Source organism: Pseudomonas sp. NFACC56-3, assembly GCF_900100025.1.
Lineage (GTDB): Bacteria > Pseudomonadota > Gammaproteobacteria > Pseudomonadales > Pseudomonadaceae > Aquipseudomonas > Aquipseudomonas fluorescens_AA.
This window is the reverse complement of sequence record NZ_FMTK01000012.1, coordinates 92,173-112,196: the sequence shown is the minus strand read 5'-3', so window position 1 is coordinate 112,196 and position 20,024 is coordinate 92,173. Positions and strand designations below refer to the sequence as shown.

Genomic DNA, 20,024 nt, shown 5'->3' with positions numbered 1-20,024 from the left:
AATGTCTAGTGCTGTTGGTGGATCGCTGGCAGACTGCCGATCCTTTCACGCCGTTTTGTCCTGAGGCTGTATGCCAACGTTTTCTCAGCGTCATGTATTGTTGGTGATCAGTTGGGTGATCATTTTTGGTGGGTTGTTGCTGGTGCTGCCACTGCGCCTGTTGCCGAGCCTGCTGGCCGGGTTGTTGGTGTTCGAGCTGGTCAACATGCTCACCCCACAGCTGCAGCGCCTGATCGAAGGTCGCCGTGCCCGCTGGCTGGCCGTGGCGTTGCTGGGCACGCTGGTGGTCAGTGTGCTGACGCTGATCTTCGCCGGAGCCATCAGTTTCCTGCTCCATGAGGCCGAAAACCCCGGAGCCTCCCTGGACAAGTTCATGACGGTGGTCGACCGCGCCCGAGGGCAATTGCCGCCATTCATCGACGCCTACCTGCCGGCCAGCGCCGCCGAGTTCCGAGTGGCCATTGGCGACTGGGTGAGCAAGCACCTGAGCGACCTGCAACTGGTGGGCAAGGACGCGGCCCATATGTTCGTGACGTTGCTGATCGGCATGGTACTGGGGGCCATCGTCGCCTTGCAGCGCATCCCCGACCTGACCAAGCGCAAGCCCCTGGCCGCGGCGCTGTTCGATCGCCTGAACCTGCTGGTCAAGGCGTTTCGCAACATCGTATTCGCCCAGATCAAGATCTCCCTGCTCAACACCTTCTTCACCGGGATTTTCCTGGCGGTGGTGCTGCCGCTGTTCGGGATAAAACTGCCGCTGACCAAGACCCTGATCGTGATGACCTTCCTGCTGGGGCTGCTGCCGGTCATCGGCAACCTGATGTCCAATACGCTGATCACCATTGTCGGCCTGTCGCTGTCGATCTGGGTCGCGGTGGCGGCGCTGGGTTACCTGATCGTGATCCACAAGCTCGAATACTTCCTCAACGCCCGCATCGTCGGTGGGCAGATCAGCGCCAAGTCCTGGGAATTGCTCATGGCGATGCTGGTGTTCGAAGCCGCGTTCGGGTTGCCGGGGGTGGTGGCGGGGCCGATTTACTATGCGTATATCAAGAGTGAGCTGAAACAGATCGGGATGGTTTGATCCGGTAGGGATGGTGCCAGATCTGGCGCCATCGCGAGCAAGCTCGCTCCCACAGGAGATATCAGTGCCTATGCGATCCCTGTGGGAGCGAGCTTGCTCGCGATGCAGGCGCCTCGGTCCTGGATCAGACCTGCGTGCCGTAGCGCTTCATCGCCTCGATCGCCAGCCCGCTGCCAATACTGCCGAAGATATTGCCTTCCACGTGCCGCGCCTGGGGCAGCATCGCCGAGACGCTGTTGCGCAGCGCCGGGATGCCGCTGGAGCCGCCGGTGAAGAACACCGTGTCGACCTGATCGACCCGCACGTCGGCATCGCCCAGCAACTGCGTGACGCTGCCGCGCACCCGCTCCAGCAAGCCGTCGATGGCCGTCTCGAACAGCACGCGGCTCAGGTCCACGCTCAGGCCCGGCTCGATCCGGTCCAGGAGCAAATGACGCTGGTCGGTGTGGGTCAGCTCGATCTTGGTTTCTTCCACTTCCATCGCCAGCCAATGCCCGGCACGCTGTTCGATCAGCTTGAACAGCCGGTCGATGCCGCCGGTGTCTTCGATGTCGTAGCGCATGCTGCCCAGGGCCAGGGTGGACTTTTGCGAGTACACCGCGTTGATGGTGTGCCAGGTCGCCAGGTTCATGTGGTGGCTGGTGGGCATGTAGGCGCCGCTTTTCATGCGGCTGCCGTAGCCGAACAGTGGCATCAGGCCGGCCAGGGAGAGTTGCTTGTCGAAATCGGTCCCGCCGATGTGCACGCCACCGGTGGCGAGGATGTCGGCGTGGCGGTTGTCGTGGGTGCGGCGCTCGGGGGAGAGGCGCACCAGGGAGAAGTCCGAAGTACCGCCGCCGATGTCGACGATCAGCACCAGCTCTTCTTTCTCGATGGTCGATTCATAATCGAAGGCCGCCGCGATGGGCTCGTACTGGAACGAAACCTCCTTGAAGCCGATGGCGCGGGCGACGTCCACCAGGGTGTTTTCCGCTTCCTGGTCGGCCATTTCATCGTCGTCGACGAAAAACACCGGGCGCCCCAGTACCACTTCTTCGAATTCCCGACCGGCGGTGGCTTCGGCGCGTTTCTTCAACTGGCCGATGAACAACCCCAGCAGATCCTTGAAGGGCATGGCCGTGCCCAACACGCTGGTGTCGTGCTTGATCAGCTTGGAGCCCAGCAGGCTCTTGAGCGAGCGCATCAGCCGGCCTTCGTAGCCTTCCAGGTATTCGTGCAGGGCCAGGCGGCCATACACCGGGCGGCGTTCCTCGAGATTGAAAAAGACCACCGAAGGCAGGGTGATCTTGTCGTCCTCCAGCGCGATCAACGTTTCCATGCCGGGGCGCAGCCAGCCGACAGTGGAGTTGGACGTGCCAAAGTCGATGCCGCAGGCACGGGCCGGGGATGCGTTTTTCATGTCTTTCGGGTTCCAGTTGAAAAAACGGCCGCGCAGTGTATGTCAGTGGGGCGCGGATTCGAAGGCCGGTTATCTGCTAATTCTCGACCGCAGGACTTGAAAGACTCTCTTATACCCCCAAACTTGCTGGCATGAGCCTGGTAGCGCAAGGCGGGTGCAAGAACCGCCGCCAGCTGCCGATAAACTTCTGACGTGCCGCCCGGTCCCAATCTTGAGGTCGGTCAACCCGCTGTCCGGTCATCCGGGCATGCTGTGCGTGGCGGTGCGACATCGATAACGGATGGTGATGCTTAGATGGATTTCAAAGACTATTACAAGATCCTGGGTGTCGAGCCCACGGCGGACGACAGCACGATCAAGGCTGCCTACCGCAAGCTGGCGCGCAAGTACCACCCGGATGTGAGCAAGGAAAAAGACGCCGAGACCAAGTTCAAGGACGTCTCCGAAGCCTATGAAGCGCTGAAAAGTGCCGACAAACGCGCCGAATACGACGACCTGCGCCGCTACGGCCAGCACGGCCAGCCGTTCCAGGGCCCGCCGGGTTGGCAGAGCCGTGGTGGTTTCGGCGGCCAGGACACCGGGGATTTCTCGGACTTCTTCAGTTCGATCTTCGGTAACCGTGGGTCGGGTTTCGGTGGCGGACAGGCAGGTCGCAGCGCCGGCCGTCGAGGGCAAGACGTGGAAATGGAATTACCGATTTTCCTGGAAGAAACCCTGTCGAACGAGTCGAAGAAGGTCTCGTTCCAGGTGCCGCAATACAACGCGGCCGGCCAACACGTGAGCAACACCAGCAAGAGCCTGAACGTGAAGATCCCGCTGGGCGTGACCGACGGCGAGCGCATCCGCCTCAAGGGCCAGGGCGCGCCGGGTGTCGGTGGTGGTGCCAACGGCGACTTGTACCTGACCATTCGTTTCGCTCCGCACCCCAAGTTCGACGTCGAAGGCCAGGATCTGATCATCACCTTGCCCCTGGCCCCGTGGGAATTGGCGCTGGGCACCGAAGTGGCGGTGCCGACCCTCACCGGCAAGATCAACCTCAAGGTCCCGGCCGGCAGCCAGAACGGCCAGCGCATGCGCGCCAAGGGCCATGGCCTGCGCAACAAGGCCGGCGAGCGCGGTTATCTGTTCGTGCAGCTCAAGGCCGTGATGCCCAAGGCCAGCGACGAAGCGGTCAAGGCGCTGTGGGCCGAACTGGCGAAGAAAGCGGCGTTCGATCCGCGGGAGAATTTCTGACCTGTGGTGGATGACCCACTGAACACAAAACCTGTGGCGAGGGAGCTTGCTCCCGCAGGGCTGCGAAGCAGCCCCAAAACCATTGGACGCGCAGTGCCAGGAAAAAACAGTTGGCAGGTTTTTACGACTGCTACGCAGCCGAGCGGGAGCAAGCTCCCTCGCCACGGTCATGGCTAGACTCGACAGTTAACGCATTGGGAGAAGCAGACCATGAACAACCCGATCATTGAACTGACCCTGACGGAATTCTGCGAGGCTGCCGCGTTGGCCGACGCCCATGTGATCGAGATCGTCGCCCACGGCATCCTCGAACCCCACGGCGCGGCTCCTGCGGATTGGCGTTTTACCGACTATGAACTGGTCCTGGCCCGCCGTGCGGCCAAATTGCGCCGCGAGCTGGAACTGGAATGGGAAGGCGTCGCCCTGGCGCTGGACCTGCTGGAGGAAGTCCAGCAACTGCGTGCCGAGAATCGTCGGCTGCGCCAGCAATTGGGCCGTTGGGTGGAATGACCGTGGCGGTTCGTATCCGTCATGTCTTGTCGAAAAAGCAATAAATAGTTACCGCACGCCTCGGCGGCACATTGGTTAGGCTCGGGTTTTCCATCGTCAAGGATGACCCGATATGCCAGGCTTCACCCCTCGTCTTGCCATTCCCCAAGGCGAGCATTTGGATCTGCTCAAAGCCCGTATCCCCGGCTGGTACAGCGGGGCCATCGTGCAACGCCAGCAGGAACTGAGCGACCATGAACTGACGCTTCCGGACTGGTACGCGAAAGCCTCCCCCGACCTCTGGAACAGCCTCAAGGACAGTCATTCCCGCTACCGTGAACGCCTGAACCAGGTCGACAACCGGCTGGGCAATATCCAGGACATCCGCGCCTTTGCCGAACCCTTGCTCGAGCAGGCGCTCCTGGATGAGTTCAATCTCACGCTGAACGTCAACGAGGTGTATTTCGTCCGCAAGTACGGGCGCAAGACCCGCGACGATTTTTTTGGAGCGCTGGTCCTGGACAGCGAGGGCGGCCATTTTGATCGCTACGAATACCGTGGCACTTCATTGCTGGAGGCGGCGCTGGCCAATTTCGCGCCAGAGGAAGCGCGCAAGCCCGCCTGCGCCGATTGCAGCCTCATTACCACGGTGCGTCCGTCCGAGGGGGGCGCAGTGGTGCCTTCCATCGACGCCGTTCGCGCAGGGGCATTGCCGATTGCCCCGCAAGCCTTCGCCACGTTGTGCCGTACCCTGGACCTGGGGCGCCAGTATCAGGCGCACATCAACGCTGTCCTGCGGCCCGACGACAGCAAGACGTACAACCCGCTGGATCATTCACTGGAGGAGCATCACAGGCAGGGCCTGGCGCTGAACATCGAGATCGCCCGGGCCAAGGCCGATATCAGCCCGGCGGTCCACTCGATGTTGCAGCGGGTGATCGACGGGGCCAGAGACGTCACCCTCGATGGCCAGGCCGTGACTTTCACCTCCCTGAAAGTATTCGACATCGACCTGGTCGGCCCGCTGTTGATCGGCCCCGACCTCGAAAACAGCCGCCGGGTGGTGCCGGTCGTGGCCTACCTTCCGGGGGACCCCGAGCATCCCCTGAAAGCCTATGCCTCCAGCGCCGACTTCATGGTCGAACTGCGGCGACGCCTGCACGGTAGCGCCTACCGCCGCTTCTTCAGCCGTTTCGTGCCGCTGCGTCAGCAAGGGGTGTTTTTCCGGCAGTTCAAGCACTTCTACCCAATCTCCCCGACGGTCGATGACCAGGCCGATTACCCACTCAAATCGTCGTTGCGCAATCTGCCCATGGCCACGGCGCCGATTCCCGGCGACTTGTGGGGCTCGCTACGCCTGCGGCAGATCGAGAAGATCCAGGCTGACGCACGCGCAGTGGCGGTGCCTACCGGTGATGAAGACCAGAAAGCCCGCCTGGCGCGCCTGGACAGTTATCTGGACGCGGTGGTCGACGTGTTCAACCTGGCGGCGTTCGTCGTGCCAGGATTGGGGCCGCTGATGTTGACGGTCGGGGCGGTGCAGATGTTCAACGAGGCCTTCGAAGGCATCGAAGCGTTCGAACGTGGCGAGATCCGGGAAATGTGGGCGCATTTTTCCAGCGTGGCCCTCAACACGGCCTTCGTCGCCACCGGTGCGGCGGTGCTGCCGCACATTCGATGGTCGGGCGCGGTGGATCAGTTGGAGCCGGTGCAATTGGTCAACGGCGAATCGCGCCTGTGGCGTCCCGACCTGAGCGTTTATCAAAGTGAACTGGCGCCTCCCGCGGCGTCGAGTCCGGATAGCCAGGGCCTGTATCGGGTCGGCGACCGGCAGGTTCTGCCGCTGGGTGACCAACATTATGAAGTGCGACAGGACCCGCAGACCCTTCGCTATCGCATTCGTCATCCTTCCCGTCCGCAGGCCTACCAGCCCGAGCTGACGGGCAACGGCAACGGTGCCTGGCACCACGAACTGGAACAACCGCGCAGCTGGGAAGGCCCGACACTGATGAGGCGCCTGGGCCACGGCGTCAAGAACTTCAGCGATGCCGAACTGGAGCAGATCCGCCTCGCCAGCGCGACCCCGCAGGACGTGCTGCGACGGATGCATGTCGAGGGCGAGCCGGTGCCGGCATTGCTGGCCGACACTTTGGATCGTTTCGACCTCTGCCGACAAATCGACACGTTCATCGGGCAACTGCAAAGCGAGGAGCCGCTGGGTCATGACTTGGCCGAGCCGATGTTGCACCTGCTGAGCCAATACGGCCCGTGGCCAAGAGGGCTGAAGCTGAAGGTTGTCGACGGCGCCGGGCGGACGCGCTGGGAATACATCCGGCCCTCGGAGGGCGAGACCTCGTTTCGTGAAGCCAGCCTGACCGAGGCCAAGGTCCGCACACCTTCGCTGTTGAAGAACCTGATCGAAGCGGTGGATGCCGCAGGCGCCGATCTGTTGGCCACGGCGAGCCCGCCGATTGCGAAAACCAACATGGATGCTCGCGTCCGGCACCTGCGCCAGGCACTCGCCGAAGCGGCCGTAAATGAAAAGGTGCAGTTGCTCAACGATTACTACGCCATGGACGAGACGAGAGGTGACCCCCATGTCACGCTGATCAAGTCCCGCTTTCCCTCGGTCCCGGCAAAGGCGATCGAGCAGATCATCACCCTGGCCGGTACCGAAGAGTTGCAGCAAATGGCCGCCTGGGATTTCGACGAGGCCAGCCAGACCAAGCCCATCCCGCTGCGCATCGCCGAAGAGCTGCGTCATTATCAGCGCAGGGTGCGTTTGAACCGAGCCTACGAAGGCCTGTATCAGGACGCCTTGGCCACGGCGGACACGCCTCGATTGGTGTTGGCGACCCTGGAAACCTTGCCTGGCTGGAGCGACACGGTGCGCATCGAATTGCGCGAGGCCGATGTGTCCGGCGCCTTGATCGACAGCATCGGGCCGCAAAATGCGACGCAGACCAAGGTCGTGGTCAAGGACGATGATGTCTACCAGGCCTTTGACGACAGCGGCAATGAGTTGAGCCATTGGGGCAGTGTCTTCGATGCCTTGCAGCATGCCCTGCCGGATGCCGAACGCCGGGCCATGGCTCGACCCTCGATCCATCACGGCGACCAGTTGAGAGAGGCCATCGGCGCTTCGCCAGTGGATCGGGATACGCTGGCGAGTCGCTTGAAGATGCCTGCGCTCAAGCCCGCCTTCCAATCGCCGATGCGCCTGGCTTCGGGCAACGTCGGCTACCCCCTGGGTGGGCTGCGGGATTGGTTGCGCCTGGGCCGCTCGCCGGAGAGTCGGGTGCAGGAGCTGTACCCGAGCTACACGGCGGAGCAGACCGAGGCGCTGTTGCGATCGCTGGGCAATGGCGCGGTGAGGGAGCTCAAACGACGTAAAGTCGAGTTGAAAATGCTGCGTCGGGATCTGGACCGCTGGGTCGCTACCTTTGGATGGCGTTACGAGGGTCATCACCGTCGGCAAGTACCGACGGGGGTCAGAGAGATAGCGGCCGAACACATCGAGCGCTGTTGGAGGCGTCAGACCCGGGTCGTTGCAGGGGCCGATGGCCGCAGGCTCGGGTATGAGCTTGATTTGAGCGGATTGAACATCGGGGCATTGCCGGAGCTGACGGCCGACTTCAGCCATGTGGGTGTGCTCATGATGTCTGACATGGGCTTGACGCTGGACTACTGCGACGGCTTCCTCAGCGGGTTCTCCTCCCTCAAGCGCTTGGAGATGTCCAGGAACAGGCTGATGGATATTCCCGGAACCCTGGAGGGGATGCGAAATCTGGAGACGCTTCGGCTGGCGAATAACCAGATCGGCCTGACACGTCGTAGCGTTGAAATCCTGCAAAGCCTTGGCCGGCTGAAAAACCTCGACCTGGATAACAACTTGCTGCTGCGCCTGCCGGACTTCAGCAGGCTACCTGAGCTGGAACGACTGCACCTGAAGAACACCGGGATCACTGCCTGGCCCTCTGGCCTGCGCGATCAACCGCTGGAGCTGATCGACCTGCGCGACAACGGCTTGACCCAGGTCCCGGATCACCTGCTCGACCCGCCGGCCGAGCGTGCCCATGCCACGGCACGTCTGAATCGCGTGACGCTGTTGCAGGGCAACCCGTTGAGCGAGGGGGTCCAACAGCGCATGCGTGATTATTGGGTGACGGTCTTGCAGACGCGTCCTGAATGGGCCGTCCTGCGTTTGCCCGAGGCGTTTGGGTTTTCTGTGCCGGTCGGGCCGGCGAATATGCAGCAATGGCTGCGCGACCTGCCTGCGGGCCAACTGGCGGAAAAAAGAGCCTTGTGGCAAAGCCTGGCGGATGAGCAGCACTCGGGAGAGTTTTTTGAGTTGTTGCATCGGTTGGCCGACTCCTATCAGGGTCTGGAGGATTATCCGAACCTCCAGGCCCGCGTCTGGCAGATGCTCGAGGCGATGGGCAACGCCACCGACTTGCGTCATGAACTGTTCGACTTGGCCGGTCGACCGGCCTGTGAAGATCGCGCAGCCTTGTCCTTCAGCTACCTGGAGATCCGCTTGATGATCCACAACGCCAGGGCCTTGGCGCTTGGAAAGGATGAGGCGGCGACGCTGGTCCATCTGGCCAAGGGGCTGTTTCGCCTCGATGAGGTAGAGCGTATTGCCCTGCGGGATATCCAGCGGCGCCGCGATGCGATCAATGCCCGCACCGATCTGACCAACGATGAAAAGCGCGAAAACCTGGCGCTGATAGAAGAAGTCGAGGTCCGTCTGGCTTACCGTGTGGGGCTCAAGGATCGACTGGGGCTACCGGGGCAACCCGCGGGCGGGGCTTTTCTCACGCTGGGAGATGTCACCCCTGGAATGCTCGATGCCGCTGCCAATGAGGTGTTGGCGCTGGACGATTCCCCCCAGCAGTTTCAGTCGCTGGTGGGCCGGGATTTCTGGATCGATTATTTGAAGCAGGCCCATGGGGCCTCCTTCCAGGCGCTGAATGACACCCTTATCGCCAAGCAGATCGAGCTGGATGAAGCGAAGGCCTCCGGGACCCTGGAGGAAGCCGACTACATCAGCCAGTCCGAGGCGTTGGGCCTGCAACACAAAATCAAGGAAGCGGAGCTGGTCCAGTCGTTGACGCGAAGCGAGCTGGAGCAGTTGCCGGGAAGTACCGACCTGTAGGCTGGCCCCGCCCGGTCATTCCAGGCAATGAAAACCTGCGGTGAGGGAGCAAACGCCCTCGCCACAGGAACTGCGTCGGTTCAAAACAGGAAATAACGCTGCGCCATCGGCAGCACTTCAGCCGGTTCGCACCACAGCAACACGCCGTCGGCCTTGACCTGGTAAGTCTGCGGATCGACGTCGATGCTCGGCAGGTAGTCGTTGTGGATCAGGTCGGTCTTCTGCACGTCGCGGCAGCCTTTGACCACGGCGATTCTTTTCTTCAGCCCCAGTTGTTCCGGCAACCCGGCCTCGGCGGCGGCCTGGCTGATGAAGGTCAGGCTGGTGGCATGCCGTGAGCCGCCGTAACTGGCGAACATCGGTCGGTAGTGCACCGGTTGTGGCGTCGGGATCGAGGCGTTGGCGTCGCCCATCAGGCTGGCGGCAATCGCTCCGCCCTTGAGGATCAGCGTCGGCTTGACGCCGAAGAACGCCGGGCGCCACAGCACCAGGTCGGCCCACTTGCCCACTTCGATGGAGCCCACTTCATGGCTGATGCCGTGGGTGATCGCCGGGTTGATGGTGTACTTGGCGATGTAGCGCTTGATGCGGAAATTGTCGTTGCCTTCGCCGTCGCCGGGCAGGGCGCCGCGTTGCTTTTTCATCTTGTCGGCGGTCTGCCAGGTGCGCGTGATGACTTCGCCGACGCGGCCCATGGCCTGGCTGTCGGAGCTGATCATCGAAAAGGCGCCGAGGTCGTGGAGAATGTCTTCGGCGGCGATGGTCTCGCGGCGGATGCGGCTTTCGGCGAAGGCCACGTCTTCGGCAATGCTCGGGTCCAGGTGATGGCAGACCATCAACATGTCCAGGTGCTCGTCGATGGTGTTGCGGGTGAACGGCCGGGTCGGGTTGGTGGAGCTGGGCAATACGTTGGGAAAACCGCAGGCCTTGATGATGTCCGGCGCATGCCCGCCACCGGCACCTTCGGTGTGGTAGGTGTGGATGGTGCGGCCTTTGAACGCGGCGAGGGTGGTTTCCACGAAGCCCGACTCGTTGAGGGTGTCGGTGTGGATCGCCACCTGCACATCGTACTGGTCGGCCACGCTCAGGCAGTTGTCGATGGCCGCGGGCGTGGTGCCCCAGTCTTCGTGCAGCTTCAGGCCGATGGCCCCGGCCTTGACTTGCTCGATCAACGGCTCCGGCAGGCTGGCGTTGCCCTTGCCGGTGAAGCCGATGTTCATCGGGAAGGCATCGGCGGCCTGGAGCATGCGCGCCAGGTGCCACGGCCCGGAGGTGCAAGTGGTGGCGTTGGTCCCGGTGGCCGGGCCTGTGCCGCCGCCGATCATGGTGGTGACGCCGCTCATCAGCGCTTCTTCGATCTGCTGGGGGCAAATGAAGTGGATGTGGGTGTCGATACCGCCGGCGGTGAGGATCATGCCTTCGCCGGCGATCACTTCGGTGCTGGCGCCGATGGCGATGGTCACGTCGGGCTGGATGTCCGGGTTGCCGGCCTTGCCGATGGCCGCGATGCGCCCGTCCTTGAGGCCGACATCGGCCTTGACGATGCCCCAGTGGTCGATGATCAGCGCGTTGGTGATCAAGGTGTCGACGACCTCGGCGGCCAACAGTTGGCTCTGGCCCATGCCGTCGCGAATCACCTTGCCGCCGCCGAATTTCACTTCTTCGCCATAGGTGGTGAAGTCTTTTTCCACTTCGATCCACAACTCGGTGTCGGCCAGGCGGACCTTGTCGCCGACGGTGGGGCCGAACATGTCGGCGTAGGCTTGTCTCGAAATCTTCATGTGCTTGCCTTGGAATTCAATTGAATGTTGAAACCGTTCGCTGCGCTCACTCATCGCGAGCAAGCTCGCTCCCACATCTGATCGCGTTTCCCTGTGGGAGCGAGCTTGCGCGCGATGAGGCCAGTGCAGGCACCCTATGACTTACAGGTCGCCCATGACCCGCCCGGCAAACCCGAACACCCGGCGATGCCCGGCCAGGTCCACCAGCTCCACCTCGCGGCTCTGGCCCGGTTCGAAACGCACCGCGGTGCCGGCCGGGATGTTCAGGCGCATGCCACGGCTGGCGGCGCGGTCGAAGGTCAAGGCGTCGTTGGTCTCGAAAAAGTGATAGTGCGAGCCGACCTGGATCGGTCGGTCACCGCTGTTGGCGACGTTCAGCGTGAGCGTGCGGCGACCGACGTTGAGTTCGATGTCGCCGGGCTGGACCTGGTATTGCCCTGGAATCATTGCGGTTGCCCCAAAATCTTGTAGTAAATGGCGGTCGGGGTGTAGGTCCCGTCCGGGCTCTGGCAGTAGTCGGGCAGTTCACCGACGCGGGTGTAGCCCATGGCGCGGTAGAACGCCTCGGCCTCGGAACCGGCCTCGGTGTCGAGGTACAACAGGCCACGCTTGTGCTGGCGGGCGCCAAGTTCCAGGGCGCTCATCAATTGCTGGCCCAGCCCGCGGCGGCGAGCCTCTCCGCGGACCAGCAGCTTCTGCACTTCGGCGCGGTTGAGGCCGTTGGGCTTCTGGCACAGGGCAAGCTGGACGCTGGCCTGTACCTGTTCATCCTTGACCACCACCCACAGCAGCAGGTGGCCCTGGTTGAGGCTGGCCTGGACCTCGTCGAAATAGGCGCGGGCCTGGACGGCATCGAGATCGGCCATGAACCCCACGCTGGCCCCGTAGCCGACGGCGTCGAGCAACAGATCGATCAGGCCCTGGCGATAATGCGCAAAGCTCTCGGCGTGGACCCGACGCAACTGGGCGGCGTTCATTGGCTTTTCACTCCTTGTTGATGGCAGGCGGTAGCGCCCCGGGGTTGAGGTTCAACTGCATGAAGGTCAGGTCCAGCCAGCGGCCGAACTTGGTCCCCACCTCGGGCATCTGCCCGGTGATCACGAACCCGGCCCGCTCGTGCAGGCGAATCGAGGCCGCGTTGCCGCTTTCGATGGCCGCGACCATGACGTGTTTATCGCAGGCCCTGGCACGTTCGATCAGCGCGGCCATCAGCAGCGGGCCAAGGCCATTGCCACGTTGATCGCTGCGCACGTACACCGAATGCTCCACGGTGTGGCGAAAGCCGTCGAACGGCCGCCAGTCGCCGAACGAAGCGTAGCCGAGTACGTTGTCTTCGGCGTCGACGGCCACCAGCACCGGGTAGCCCTGGGTCTGCCGGGCGCTGAACCAGGCCTGGCGATTGCTCAGGTCCACGGCTTGTTCGTTCCAGATCGCCGTGGTGTTGAGGACAGCGTCGTTGTAGATCTCGCGGATCGCCGGCAGGTCTGCGGCATGGGCGTCACGAACATGGGCAGTCATGACGTGGCCTCAGGCGATGGGTTGGTGGACGGTGACCAGTTTGGTGCCGTCGGGAAACGTCGCTTCGACCTGGATCTCCGGGATCATTTCCGGGATGCCTTCCATCACCTGCTCGCGGCTCAACAGCGTGGTGCCGTAGTGCATCAGCTCGGCGACGGTCTGGCCGTCACGGGCGCCTTCCAGCAGCGCGGCGGAAATGTAGGCCATGGCCTCCGGGTAGTTGAGCTTCAGGCCCCGGGCCAACCGTCGTTCGGCGACGAGGCCGGCGGTGAAGATCAGCAGCTTGTCTTTTTCGCGTGGGGTCAGGTCCATGTGCAATCCATAAAGGCAGATAAATAAATTCGCTGTAAACCCATTCCACTGTGGGAGCGAGCTTGCTCGCGATAGCTATCGAACATTCAACATAACCGTTGGCTGGTACACCGCTATCGCGAGCAAGCTCGCTCCCACAGAAAAGCCAATTCAAGTACTCCAGATTCTCGGGGGCATGGCCTCCCGACCGAGCAGCGCCGGGCGCAGATGCCGCCACAATTCAATCAACCACCCCCGCGCCAGCAACGCCTCGCTCGCCAGGCACCGCGCCACGACCAGGCCGGGCAATTGGGTCAGGTCGCCGCGCACGGCATGGCCCAGGGATCGACAGTGTTCCAGCAACTCGCTGTCGATCTCGCCGGTCACCAGCAACGTGGCAAACACCGGATCGCCGCCCAGCCCGATGGGTGAGTCCAGCAGCCCATCACCGCCCACAATGCGCTGACGCTCATGCCACAGCAACTGGCCGTCGCGGCGAATGTCCAGTCGCGATTGAAAGTGCCCCAGGTCGAACCGCTCGCCGCTGGCCGGTCGGCCGAGGGCGACCATGTCCCAGTAGAACAGGCGTGCGTCGCCCTGCAGGTCGATATTCGTGCCGAGTTCGGCCTGGGCCGCGCTGAAGACGATGGTCTCCTGAGGCAGCCATTCCAGGGTCGCGCCGGGGGCCACGCTCAGTGTCAATTGTTGGTACGCCGGGCCGGCAGCGCGGTACCACTTGGCCGCGCCGGGGCTGGTCAGTTGCGCCCAGGCGCCAGGGCCGACATGGGCCGAGATGTCCAGCCGGTCACCGCCGGCAATCCCACCGGGCGGGTGGACGATGATGTGCTGGCACACCTCGGGACCTTCGGCGTACAAGTGTTTTTGCACCCGCAGCGGACCTTTGTGGCGGCGCTGTACCGGGCGTGTGCAATCGCCGAAACGGGCGTAGCCCAATTCCAGCTCGGCGTGCCAGCTAGGGGTGAACAGGGCCGAAGGCGCCAATGAACAGACAGGTAGATTCATGATTTCTGATTATCGTCAGGACGCTACAGACTAGATCGTAACCAGTCCGCGCACACCCTCGGCTTCCATATTTTCTCCGCGCCCCTGCTGCACGATCTCGCCCCGGGACATCACCAGGTACTGATCGGCCAGCTCGGCGGCGAAGTCGTAGAACTGCTCCACCAGCAAAATCGCCATGTCGCCCCGGGCCGCCAGCTTCTTGATCACCATGCCGATCTCCTTGATCACCGAGGGCTGGATGCCTTCGGTGGGCTCGTCGAGAATCAGCAGTCGCGGGCGACTGGCCAGGGCCCGGCCAATGGCGAGCTGCTGTTGCTGGCCGCCGGACAGGTCACCGCCACGGCGTTGCTTCATCTGCAGCAGCACCGGGAACAATTCGTAGATGAATGCCGGCACTTCCTTGGCTTCGGCGCCGGGAAAGCGCGACAGGCCCATCAGCAGGTTTTCTTCCACCGTCAGCCGTCCGAAAATTTCCCGGCCCTGGGGCACGTAGGCAATGCCGGCATGCACCCGTTGGTGCGGCTTGAACGTGGTGATGGCCTTGCCTTCCCAACTCACCGAGCCTTCCTTGGCCGGCAACAAGCCCATCAGACATTTGAGCAGGGTGGTCTTGCCCACGCCGTTGCGCCCCAGCAGGCACGTCACCTCGCCGATCTTGGCGTCGAACGACAGGCCGCGCAGGATGTGGCTACCGCCGTAGTACTGGTGCAGCTTGTCGACTTGCAGCATGTTCCAGATTCTCCTCAAGTTCCCTGTGGGAGCGAGCTTGCTCGCGATAGCGGTGGGTCAGCTTGCTTAGGTGCTGAATGTGTCGCCGCCATCGCGAGCAAGCTCGCTCCCACAGGGAGTAGCATTTGCCGCTCTAGCGACCGAGATACACCTCGATCACCCGCTCATTGTCCTGCACCTGTTCCAGCGACCCTTCGGCCAGCACACTGCCCTGGTGCAGCACGGTGACGTGGTCGGCGATCGCGCCGACGAAGCCCATGTCATGTTCCACCACCATCAGCGAATGCTTGCCCGCCAGGGACTTGAACAGTTCGGCGGTGAACTCGGTCTCGGCGTCGGTCATGCCTGCCACCGGTTCGTCGAGCAACAGTAATTGCGGGTCTTGCACCAGCAGCATGCCGATCTCCAGGAACTGCTTCTGCCCGTGGGACAGCAACCCGGCGGCGCGGTTGACCGACGTGGCAAGGCGGATGGTCTCGAGCACTTCGTCGATACGATCGTGCTGCTCGCCGGTGAGCCTTGCCCGCAGGCTGGCCCATACCGATTTGTCGGTCTTGAGCGCCAGCTCCAGGTTCTCGAACACGCTCAGGGCTTCGAACACCGTGGGCTTCTGGAACTTGCGCCCGATGCCGGCCTGGGCGATCTGCACCTCGCTCATGCTCGTCAGGTCCAGGGTCTCGCCGAACCAAGCCTTGCCGTGGCTGGGGCGGGTCTTGCCGGTGATCACGTCCATCAGGGTGGTCTTGCCGGCGCCGTTGGGGCCGATGATGCAGCGCAATTCGCCGACGCCGATGTACAGGTTCAAATCGTTCAAGGCCTTGAAACCATCGAAACTGACGCTGATGTCTTCCAGGGTCAGGATGGTGCCGTGGCGGGTGTTCAGGCCCACGCCGGCTGCCTGGCCGAGGCCGATGGCGTCGCGGCTGCTGCCTTGGTCCTTGTTGGGCTCCAGGATGGGTTCGAGCATGAAATCCGCCGTAGGTGTGATTCGCATCATTCGCTCCTTTTCTTCAACAACCCGATCACACCCTTGGGCAGATACAGGGTCACGACGATGAACAGGGCGCCGAGGAAGAACAGCCAGTATTCAGGAAACGCCACGGTGAACCAGCTCTTCATGCCGTTCACGACCCCGGCGCCCAGCAACGGCCCGATCAACGTGCCGCGCCCGCCAAGGGCGACCCACACGGCGGCCTCGATGGAGTTGGTCGGCGACATTTCGCTGGGGTTGATGATGCCCACTTGCGGCACATACAACGCCCCGGCCAGGCCGCACAACACCGCACTCAACACCCAGACGAACAGCTTGAAACCACGGGGATCGTAGCCGCAGAACATCAGGCGGTTTTCCGCGTCCCGCAGGGCGGTCAGTACCCGGCCGAACTTGCTGCGGGCCAGGCGCCAGCCGATGAACAGGCTCGCCACCAGCAGCAACACCGTGGCGAAAAACAGCACCGCCCGGGTGCCGGGCTCGGTGATGCCGAAGCCCAGGATCGAGCGGAAATTGGTGAAGCCGTTGTTGCCGCCAAACCCGGTTTCGTTGCGGAAAAACAGGAGCATCCCGGCGAAGGTCAGGGCCTGGGTCATGATCGAGAAATACACGCCCTTGATCCGCGAGCGGAAGGCGAAGAAGCCGAACACCAGGGCCAGCAACCCCGGCGCCAGCACCACCAGGCACATCGCCCAGAGGAAACTGTCGGTGCCGGCCCAGTACCAAGGCAACTCGGTCCACGACAAGAAGGTCATGAACGCCGGCAAGCCATCCCCGGCGGCCTGGCGCATCAAGTACATGCCCATGGCATAGCCGCCCAGGGCGAAGAACAGGCCGTGGCCCAGGGAGAGCAAGCCGGCGTAGCCCCAGACCAGGTCCAGTGCCAGGGCGACGATGGCGTAGCAGAGAATCTTGCCCACCAGGGTCAGGGTGTAGGCCGAGACATGCAGCGGATTGTCCGCCGCCAGCAGCGACAGCAAGGGCAGGCTCAGCAGCACGGCCAGGATCAGCGCGCCGACGGCGAGGGTGACTTTGGGACCGGCCTTTTGCGTGGCCGTGAGCATCAGGGGCTGGTTCATCAGTCGATTACCCGTCCTTTGAGCGCGAAGAGGCCTTGCGGACGCTTCTGGATGAACAGAATGATCAGCGCGAGGATCAGGATCTTGCCGAGCACGGCGCCGATCTGCGGTTCGAGGATCTTGTTGGCGATGCCCAGGCCGAACGCGGCGAACACACTGCCGGCCAACTGACCGACACCCCCGAGCACCACCACCAGGAACGAGTCGATGATGTAACTCTGGCCCAGGTCCGGGCCGACGTTGCCGATCTGGCTCAGGGCCACGCCACCGAGCCCGGCGATGCCCGAGCCGAGGCCGAAGGCGAGCATGTCGACCCGGCCGGTGGGCACGCCGCAGCAGGCGGCCATGTTGCGGTTCTGCGTTACGGCGCGCACGTTCAGGCCCAGGCGCGTCTTGTTCAGCAGCAGCCAGGTCAGCACCACCACGAACAAGGCGAAGGCGATGATCACGATGCGGTTGTACGGCAGCACCAGGTTCGGCAACACCTGGATCCCGCCCGAGAGCCAGGCCGGGTTGGCGACTTCGACGTTCTGCGCACCGAACACCAGGCGCACCAGTTGGATCAGCATCAGGCTGATGCCCCAGGTGGCGAGCAGGGTTTCCAGCGGCCGCCCGTAGAGGTGGCGAATCACCGTGCGCTCCAGGGCCATGCCGATGGCCGCGGTAATGAAAAATGCCACCGGCAAGGCGATCAGCGGATAGAACTCGATGGCGTTCGGGGCGAAGCGCTGGAACAGCAGCTGCACCACATAAGTGGAATAGGCCCCCAGCATGAGCATCTCGCCGTGGGCCATGTTGATCACCCCCAGCAGGCCGAAGGTAATCGCCAGGCCGAGGGCGGCGAGCAGCAGGATCGAGCCCAGGGACATGCCGCTGAAGGCCTGGCCCAGCAATTCTCCCACCAGGAGCTTGCGCTTGACCTGGCCCAGGCTGGTTTCAGCGGCGGTGCGCACGGCGGCATCGGTTTCGACGCCGGGTTCGAGCAGGCCTTCCAGGCGGGTGCGGGCCAGTGGGTCGCCGGTTTCCCCCAACAGGCGGACAGCAGCCAGGCGCACGTTCGGGTTGGTGTCCACCAGCTGCAGGTTCGCCAGGGCCAGGCTCAGGGCGGCGTGTACGTTTTCGTCCTGCTCACCGGCCAGTTGCCGGTCGAGAAACGCCAGTTGCGCCGGGCGGGCACTTTTTTGCAATTGCTGCGCGGCGGCCAGGCGTACGCGGGCATCGACGGCGAGCAGTTGATGGCTGGCCAGGGCGGTTTCGATCAGCCCGCGCAAGCGGTTGTTCAGGCGCAGGGTTTTTGGCTGGCCGTCGACGATCAACTGGCCTTGTTGCAGGGCGTTGATCAGTTCGACACGTTCAGGCTCCGGCTGCGCCGCCCAGGTTTCCAGGAGTCTGGCCTGCTGGGTCGGGTTGGCGGCGACGAAGTCTTCGGCGTCGCCGGCATGGGCCTCCAGTGGCAACAGCAGCACCAGGGCGAGAATGAGGCGGTAGAGGGCGGTGGGCATATGCTAGGCCTTGCGCAAACTTTCTTTTGTGGGAGCGGGCTTGCTCGCGAATGCGGTGTGTCAGGCGACTCAAATGTTGAACATGAGTTCGCATTCGCGAGCAAGCCCGCTCCCACAGGGGTTGTGTGTCGGCCCGGGATTGGGGCCGACACCCATGGGCTCAGTTGCTCTTCACCGCATAGTCAGGCTTCTTGTCGTTGCCGGCGATGAACGGGCTCCACGGTTGCGCGCGGATCGGGCCTTCGGTCTGCCAGACCACGTTGAACTGACCGTCGGCCTGGATCTCGCCGATCATCACCGGCTTGTGCAGGTGGTGGTTGGTCTTGTCCATGGTCAGGGTGTAGCCCGACGGTGCGGCGAAGGTCTGGCCGGCCAGGGCTTCGCGGACTTTGTCGACGTCGGTGGACTTGGCTTTCTCCACCGCTTGCGCCCACATGTGGATACCGACATAGGTGGCTTCCATCGGGTCGTTGGTCACCGCTTTGTCGGCACCTGGCAGGTTCTTGGCCTTGGCGTAGGCTTTCCAGGAATCGACGAATTTCTTGTTCGCCGGGTTATCCACGGATTCGAAGTAGTTCCACGCCGCCAGGTTGCCCACCAGCGGCTTGGTGTCGATGCCGCGCAGTTCCTCTTCGCCCACCGAGAACGCCACGACCGGTACGTCGGTGGCCTTCAGGCCCTGGTTGGCCAGTTCTTTATAGAACGGCACGTTGGAGTCGCCATTGACCGTGGAGATGACCGCGGTCTTGCCACCGGCCGAGAACTTCTTGATGTTGGCGACGATGGTCTGGTAATCGCTGTGGCCGAACGGGGTGTAGACCTCTTCGATGTCCTTGTCCGCCACCCCTTTGGAGTGCAGGAACGAGCGCAGGATCTTGTTGGTGGTGCGCGGGTAGACGTAGTCGGTGCCCAGCAGGAAGTAGCGCTTGGCACTGCCGCCTTCTTCGCTCATCAGGTATTCCACCGCCGGAATCGCCTGCTGGTTCGGCGCGGCGCCGGTGTAGAACACGTTCGGCGACATCTCTTCGCCTTCGTATTGCACCGGGTAGAACAGCAGGCCGTTGAGTTCTTCGAACACCGGCAACACGGATTTACGCGACACCGATGTCCAGCAGCCGAACACCACGGCGACCTTGTCCTGGGTCAGCAACTGCCGGCCCTTTTCGGCGAACAGCGGCCAGTTCGACGCCGGGTCCACGACCACTGCTTCAAGCTTCTTGCCGTTCACACCACCCTTGGCGTTGATCTCGTCGATGGTCATCAGCGCCATGTCCTTGAGGGACGTCTCGGAGATCGCCATGGTGCCGGACAACGAATGCAAGATGCCGACCTTGATGGTTTCGGCGGCCTGGACGGTCCAGGCCATGCCCATCGCGGCAATGCTTGCCGAGAGTGTAAAAGCCTTGATCAAGCTACGACGCTTCATTGTGCGATCTCCATGGACTTATGAGTTTTTTCGAGGGCAGATGCAAACGCTGAAGGCGCTTTTGCAAGGGGTGTGCCCGGTCGGAAAAAAGCCCGGAAACAGGGAAGTGGCGAGGAGGGGAGGAAGGGCGGTGCACCATGAGTGATCGCGATTCGGCGCTGGTGCGATGGGGTGCGCCGCATTGGGGCACCGATGTCACGGGTCGTCAACGATCAACCGTGGGAGCGAGCTTGCTCGCGATAGCTGTTTGTCTGCCACATCAATGCTGGATGGGCTGACGCCATCGCGAGCAAGCTTGCTCCCACAGGGGGCTGGGGTCTG

Annotated in this window: 16 protein-coding genes; 4 read left to right on the top strand and 12 right to left on the bottom strand. The window is 62.9% G+C overall.

Annotated features, from left to right (window positions below; genetic code table 11):
* Positions 1-70 precede the first annotated feature (70 nt).
* Positions 71-1,084 carry an AI-2E family transporter gene (locus tag BLO80_RS17455; protein WP_092204820.1) on the top strand — a complete coding sequence of 338 codons (1,014 nt, stop codon included), beginning with the start codon at positions 71-73 and terminating at the stop codon, positions 1,082-1,084.
* A 124-nt stretch (positions 1,085-1,208) separates the two neighbouring features.
* Here the strand turns inward: BLO80_RS17455 and BLO80_RS17450 are convergent, their stop codons facing one another.
* The gene (locus tag BLO80_RS17450; RefSeq protein WP_092331005.1) at positions 1,209-2,483 is read right to left on the bottom strand and encodes an Hsp70 family protein; all 1,275 of its coding nucleotides are present in this window, start codon (positions 2,481-2,483) and stop codon (positions 1,209-1,211) included.
* A 294-nt stretch (positions 2,484-2,777) separates the two neighbouring features.
* Between BLO80_RS17450 and BLO80_RS17445 the strand changes: the two genes are divergently transcribed.
* From BLO80_RS17445 to BLO80_RS17435, 3 genes are all read left to right on the top strand, one after another.
* On the top strand, positions 2,778-3,716 hold the full coding sequence (locus BLO80_RS17445) for a DnaJ C-terminal domain-containing protein (RefSeq protein ID WP_092331008.1): 939 nt from the start codon (positions 2,778-2,780) through the stop codon (positions 3,714-3,716).
* Between the two features lie 210 nt (positions 3,717-3,926).
* Positions 3,927-4,226, top strand: a complete 300-nt coding sequence (locus tag BLO80_RS17440; RefSeq protein ID WP_092331010.1) for a chaperone modulator CbpM — start codon at positions 3,927-3,929, stop codon at positions 4,224-4,226.
* 112 nt (positions 4,227-4,338) lie between these two features.
* Entirely contained in the window at positions 4,339-9,363 is a 5,025-nt protein-coding gene (locus tag BLO80_RS17435) for an NEL-type E3 ubiquitin ligase domain-containing protein (protein ID WP_092331013.1), read from the top strand.
* Between the two features lie 80 nt (positions 9,364-9,443).
* Here BLO80_RS17435 and ureC read toward each other — a convergent pair whose 3' ends face one another.
* From ureC to urtA, 11 genes are all read right to left on the bottom strand, one after another.
* Complete coding sequence (gene ureC / locus BLO80_RS17430; RefSeq protein WP_060743085.1) at positions 9,444-11,144, bottom strand: urease subunit alpha; 1,701 nt, start codon at positions 11,142-11,144, stop codon at positions 9,444-9,446.
* Positions 11,145-11,285: 141 nt separating this feature from the next.
* On the bottom strand, positions 11,286-11,591 hold the full coding sequence (locus tag BLO80_RS17425; protein ID WP_014336352.1) for an urease subunit beta: 306 nt from the start codon (positions 11,589-11,591) through the stop codon (positions 11,286-11,288).
* Positions 11,588-12,121: a GNAT family N-acetyltransferase gene (locus BLO80_RS17420; RefSeq protein ID WP_060739380.1), complete on the bottom strand. Its 534-nt coding sequence runs from the start codon at positions 12,119-12,121 to the stop codon at positions 11,588-11,590. Before BLO80_RS17420 ends, BLO80_RS17425 begins: the two co-directional genes overlap by 4 nt.
* A gap of 7 nt (positions 12,122-12,128) precedes the next feature.
* Positions 12,129-12,662 (bottom strand): GNAT family N-acetyltransferase, encoded by a 534-nt coding sequence (locus tag BLO80_RS17415; protein WP_092331016.1) that lies wholly within the window; start codon positions 12,660-12,662, stop codon positions 12,129-12,131.
* A gap of 9 nt (positions 12,663-12,671) precedes the next feature.
* Positions 12,672-12,974: an urease subunit gamma gene (ureA, locus tag BLO80_RS17410; RefSeq protein WP_003197350.1), complete on the bottom strand. Its 303-nt coding sequence runs from the start codon at positions 12,972-12,974 to the stop codon at positions 12,672-12,674.
* 150 nt (positions 12,975-13,124) lie between these two features.
* On the bottom strand, positions 13,125-13,976 hold the full coding sequence (locus tag BLO80_RS17405) for an urease accessory protein UreD (protein WP_092331018.1): 852 nt from the start codon (positions 13,974-13,976) through the stop codon (positions 13,125-13,127).
* A gap of 30 nt (positions 13,977-14,006) precedes the next feature.
* Positions 14,007-14,705 (bottom strand): urea ABC transporter ATP-binding subunit UrtE, encoded by a 699-nt coding sequence (gene urtE, locus BLO80_RS17400; RefSeq protein WP_092331021.1) that lies wholly within the window; start codon positions 14,703-14,705, stop codon positions 14,007-14,009.
* A gap of 133 nt (positions 14,706-14,838) precedes the next feature.
* Positions 14,839-15,699, bottom strand: coding sequence for an urea ABC transporter ATP-binding protein UrtD (gene urtD, locus BLO80_RS17390; protein ID WP_092204811.1), 861 nt, complete (start codon positions 15,697-15,699; stop codon positions 14,839-14,841).
* The gene (gene urtC / locus BLO80_RS17385; protein ID WP_092204810.1) at positions 15,699-16,775 is read right to left on the bottom strand and encodes an urea ABC transporter permease subunit UrtC; all 1,077 of its coding nucleotides are present in this window, start codon (positions 16,773-16,775) and stop codon (positions 15,699-15,701) included. Before urtC ends, urtD begins: the two co-directional genes overlap by 1 nt.
* Complete coding sequence (urtB, locus tag BLO80_RS17380) at positions 16,775-18,277, bottom strand: urea ABC transporter permease subunit UrtB (protein ID WP_092171379.1); 1,503 nt, start codon at positions 18,275-18,277, stop codon at positions 16,775-16,777. Before urtB ends, urtC begins: the two co-directional genes overlap by 1 nt.
* Before the next feature lie 160 nt (positions 18,278-18,437).
* A complete protein-coding gene (gene urtA / locus BLO80_RS17375; protein ID WP_025211599.1) occupies positions 18,438-19,703 on the bottom strand; it encodes an urea ABC transporter substrate-binding protein in 1,266 nt (421 codons plus the stop codon).
* Positions 19,704-20,024 lie beyond the last annotated feature (321 nt).

Excerpts from the sequence above, each read along its gene's own strand:
- BLO80_RS17455 (WP_092204820.1), top strand. The coding sequence starts at position 71 with ATGCCAACGTTTTCTCAGCGTCATGTATTGTTGGTGATCAGTTGGGTG.
- BLO80_RS17450 (WP_092331005.1), bottom strand. The coding sequence starts at position 2,483 with ATGAAAAACGCATCCCCGGCCCGTGCCTGCGGCATCGACTTTGGCACG.
- BLO80_RS17445 (WP_092331008.1), top strand. The coding sequence starts at position 2,778 with ATGGATTTCAAAGACTATTACAAGATCCTGGGTGTCGAGCCCACGGCG.
- BLO80_RS17440 (WP_092331010.1), top strand. The coding sequence starts at position 3,927 with ATGAACAACCCGATCATTGAACTGACCCTGACGGAATTCTGCGAGGCT.
- BLO80_RS17435 (WP_092331013.1), top strand. The coding sequence starts at position 4,339 with ATGCCAGGCTTCACCCCTCGTCTTGCCATTCCCCAAGGCGAGCATTTG.
- ureC (WP_060743085.1), bottom strand. The coding sequence starts at position 11,144 with ATGAAGATTTCGAGACAAGCCTACGCCGACATGTTCGGCCCCACCGTC.
- BLO80_RS17425 (WP_014336352.1), bottom strand. The coding sequence starts at position 11,591 with ATGATTCCAGGGCAATACCAGGTCCAGCCCGGCGACATCGAACTCAAC.
- BLO80_RS17420 (WP_060739380.1), bottom strand. The coding sequence starts at position 12,121 with ATGAACGCCGCCCAGTTGCGTCGGGTCCACGCCGAGAGCTTTGCGCAT.
- BLO80_RS17415 (WP_092331016.1), bottom strand. The coding sequence starts at position 12,662 with ATGACTGCCCATGTTCGTGACGCCCATGCCGCAGACCTGCCGGCGATC.
- ureA (WP_003197350.1), bottom strand. The coding sequence starts at position 12,974 with ATGGACCTGACCCCACGCGAAAAAGACAAGCTGCTGATCTTCACCGCC.
- BLO80_RS17405 (WP_092331018.1), bottom strand. The coding sequence starts at position 13,976 with ATGAATCTACCTGTCTGTTCATTGGCGCCTTCGGCCCTGTTCACCCCT.
- urtE (WP_092331021.1), bottom strand. The coding sequence starts at position 14,705 with ATGCTGCAAGTCGACAAGCTGCACCAGTACTACGGCGGTAGCCACATC.
- urtD (WP_092204811.1), bottom strand. The coding sequence starts at position 15,699 with ATGCGAATCACACCTACGGCGGATTTCATGCTCGAACCCATCCTGGAG.
- urtC (WP_092204810.1), bottom strand. The coding sequence starts at position 16,775 with ATGAACCAGCCCCTGATGCTCACGGCCACGCAAAAGGCCGGTCCCAAA.
- urtB (WP_092171379.1), bottom strand. The coding sequence starts at position 18,277 with ATGCCCACCGCCCTCTACCGCCTCATTCTCGCCCTGGTGCTGCTGTTG.
- urtA (WP_025211599.1), bottom strand. The coding sequence starts at position 19,703 with ATGAAGCGTCGTAGCTTGATCAAGGCTTTTACACTCTCGGCAAGCATT.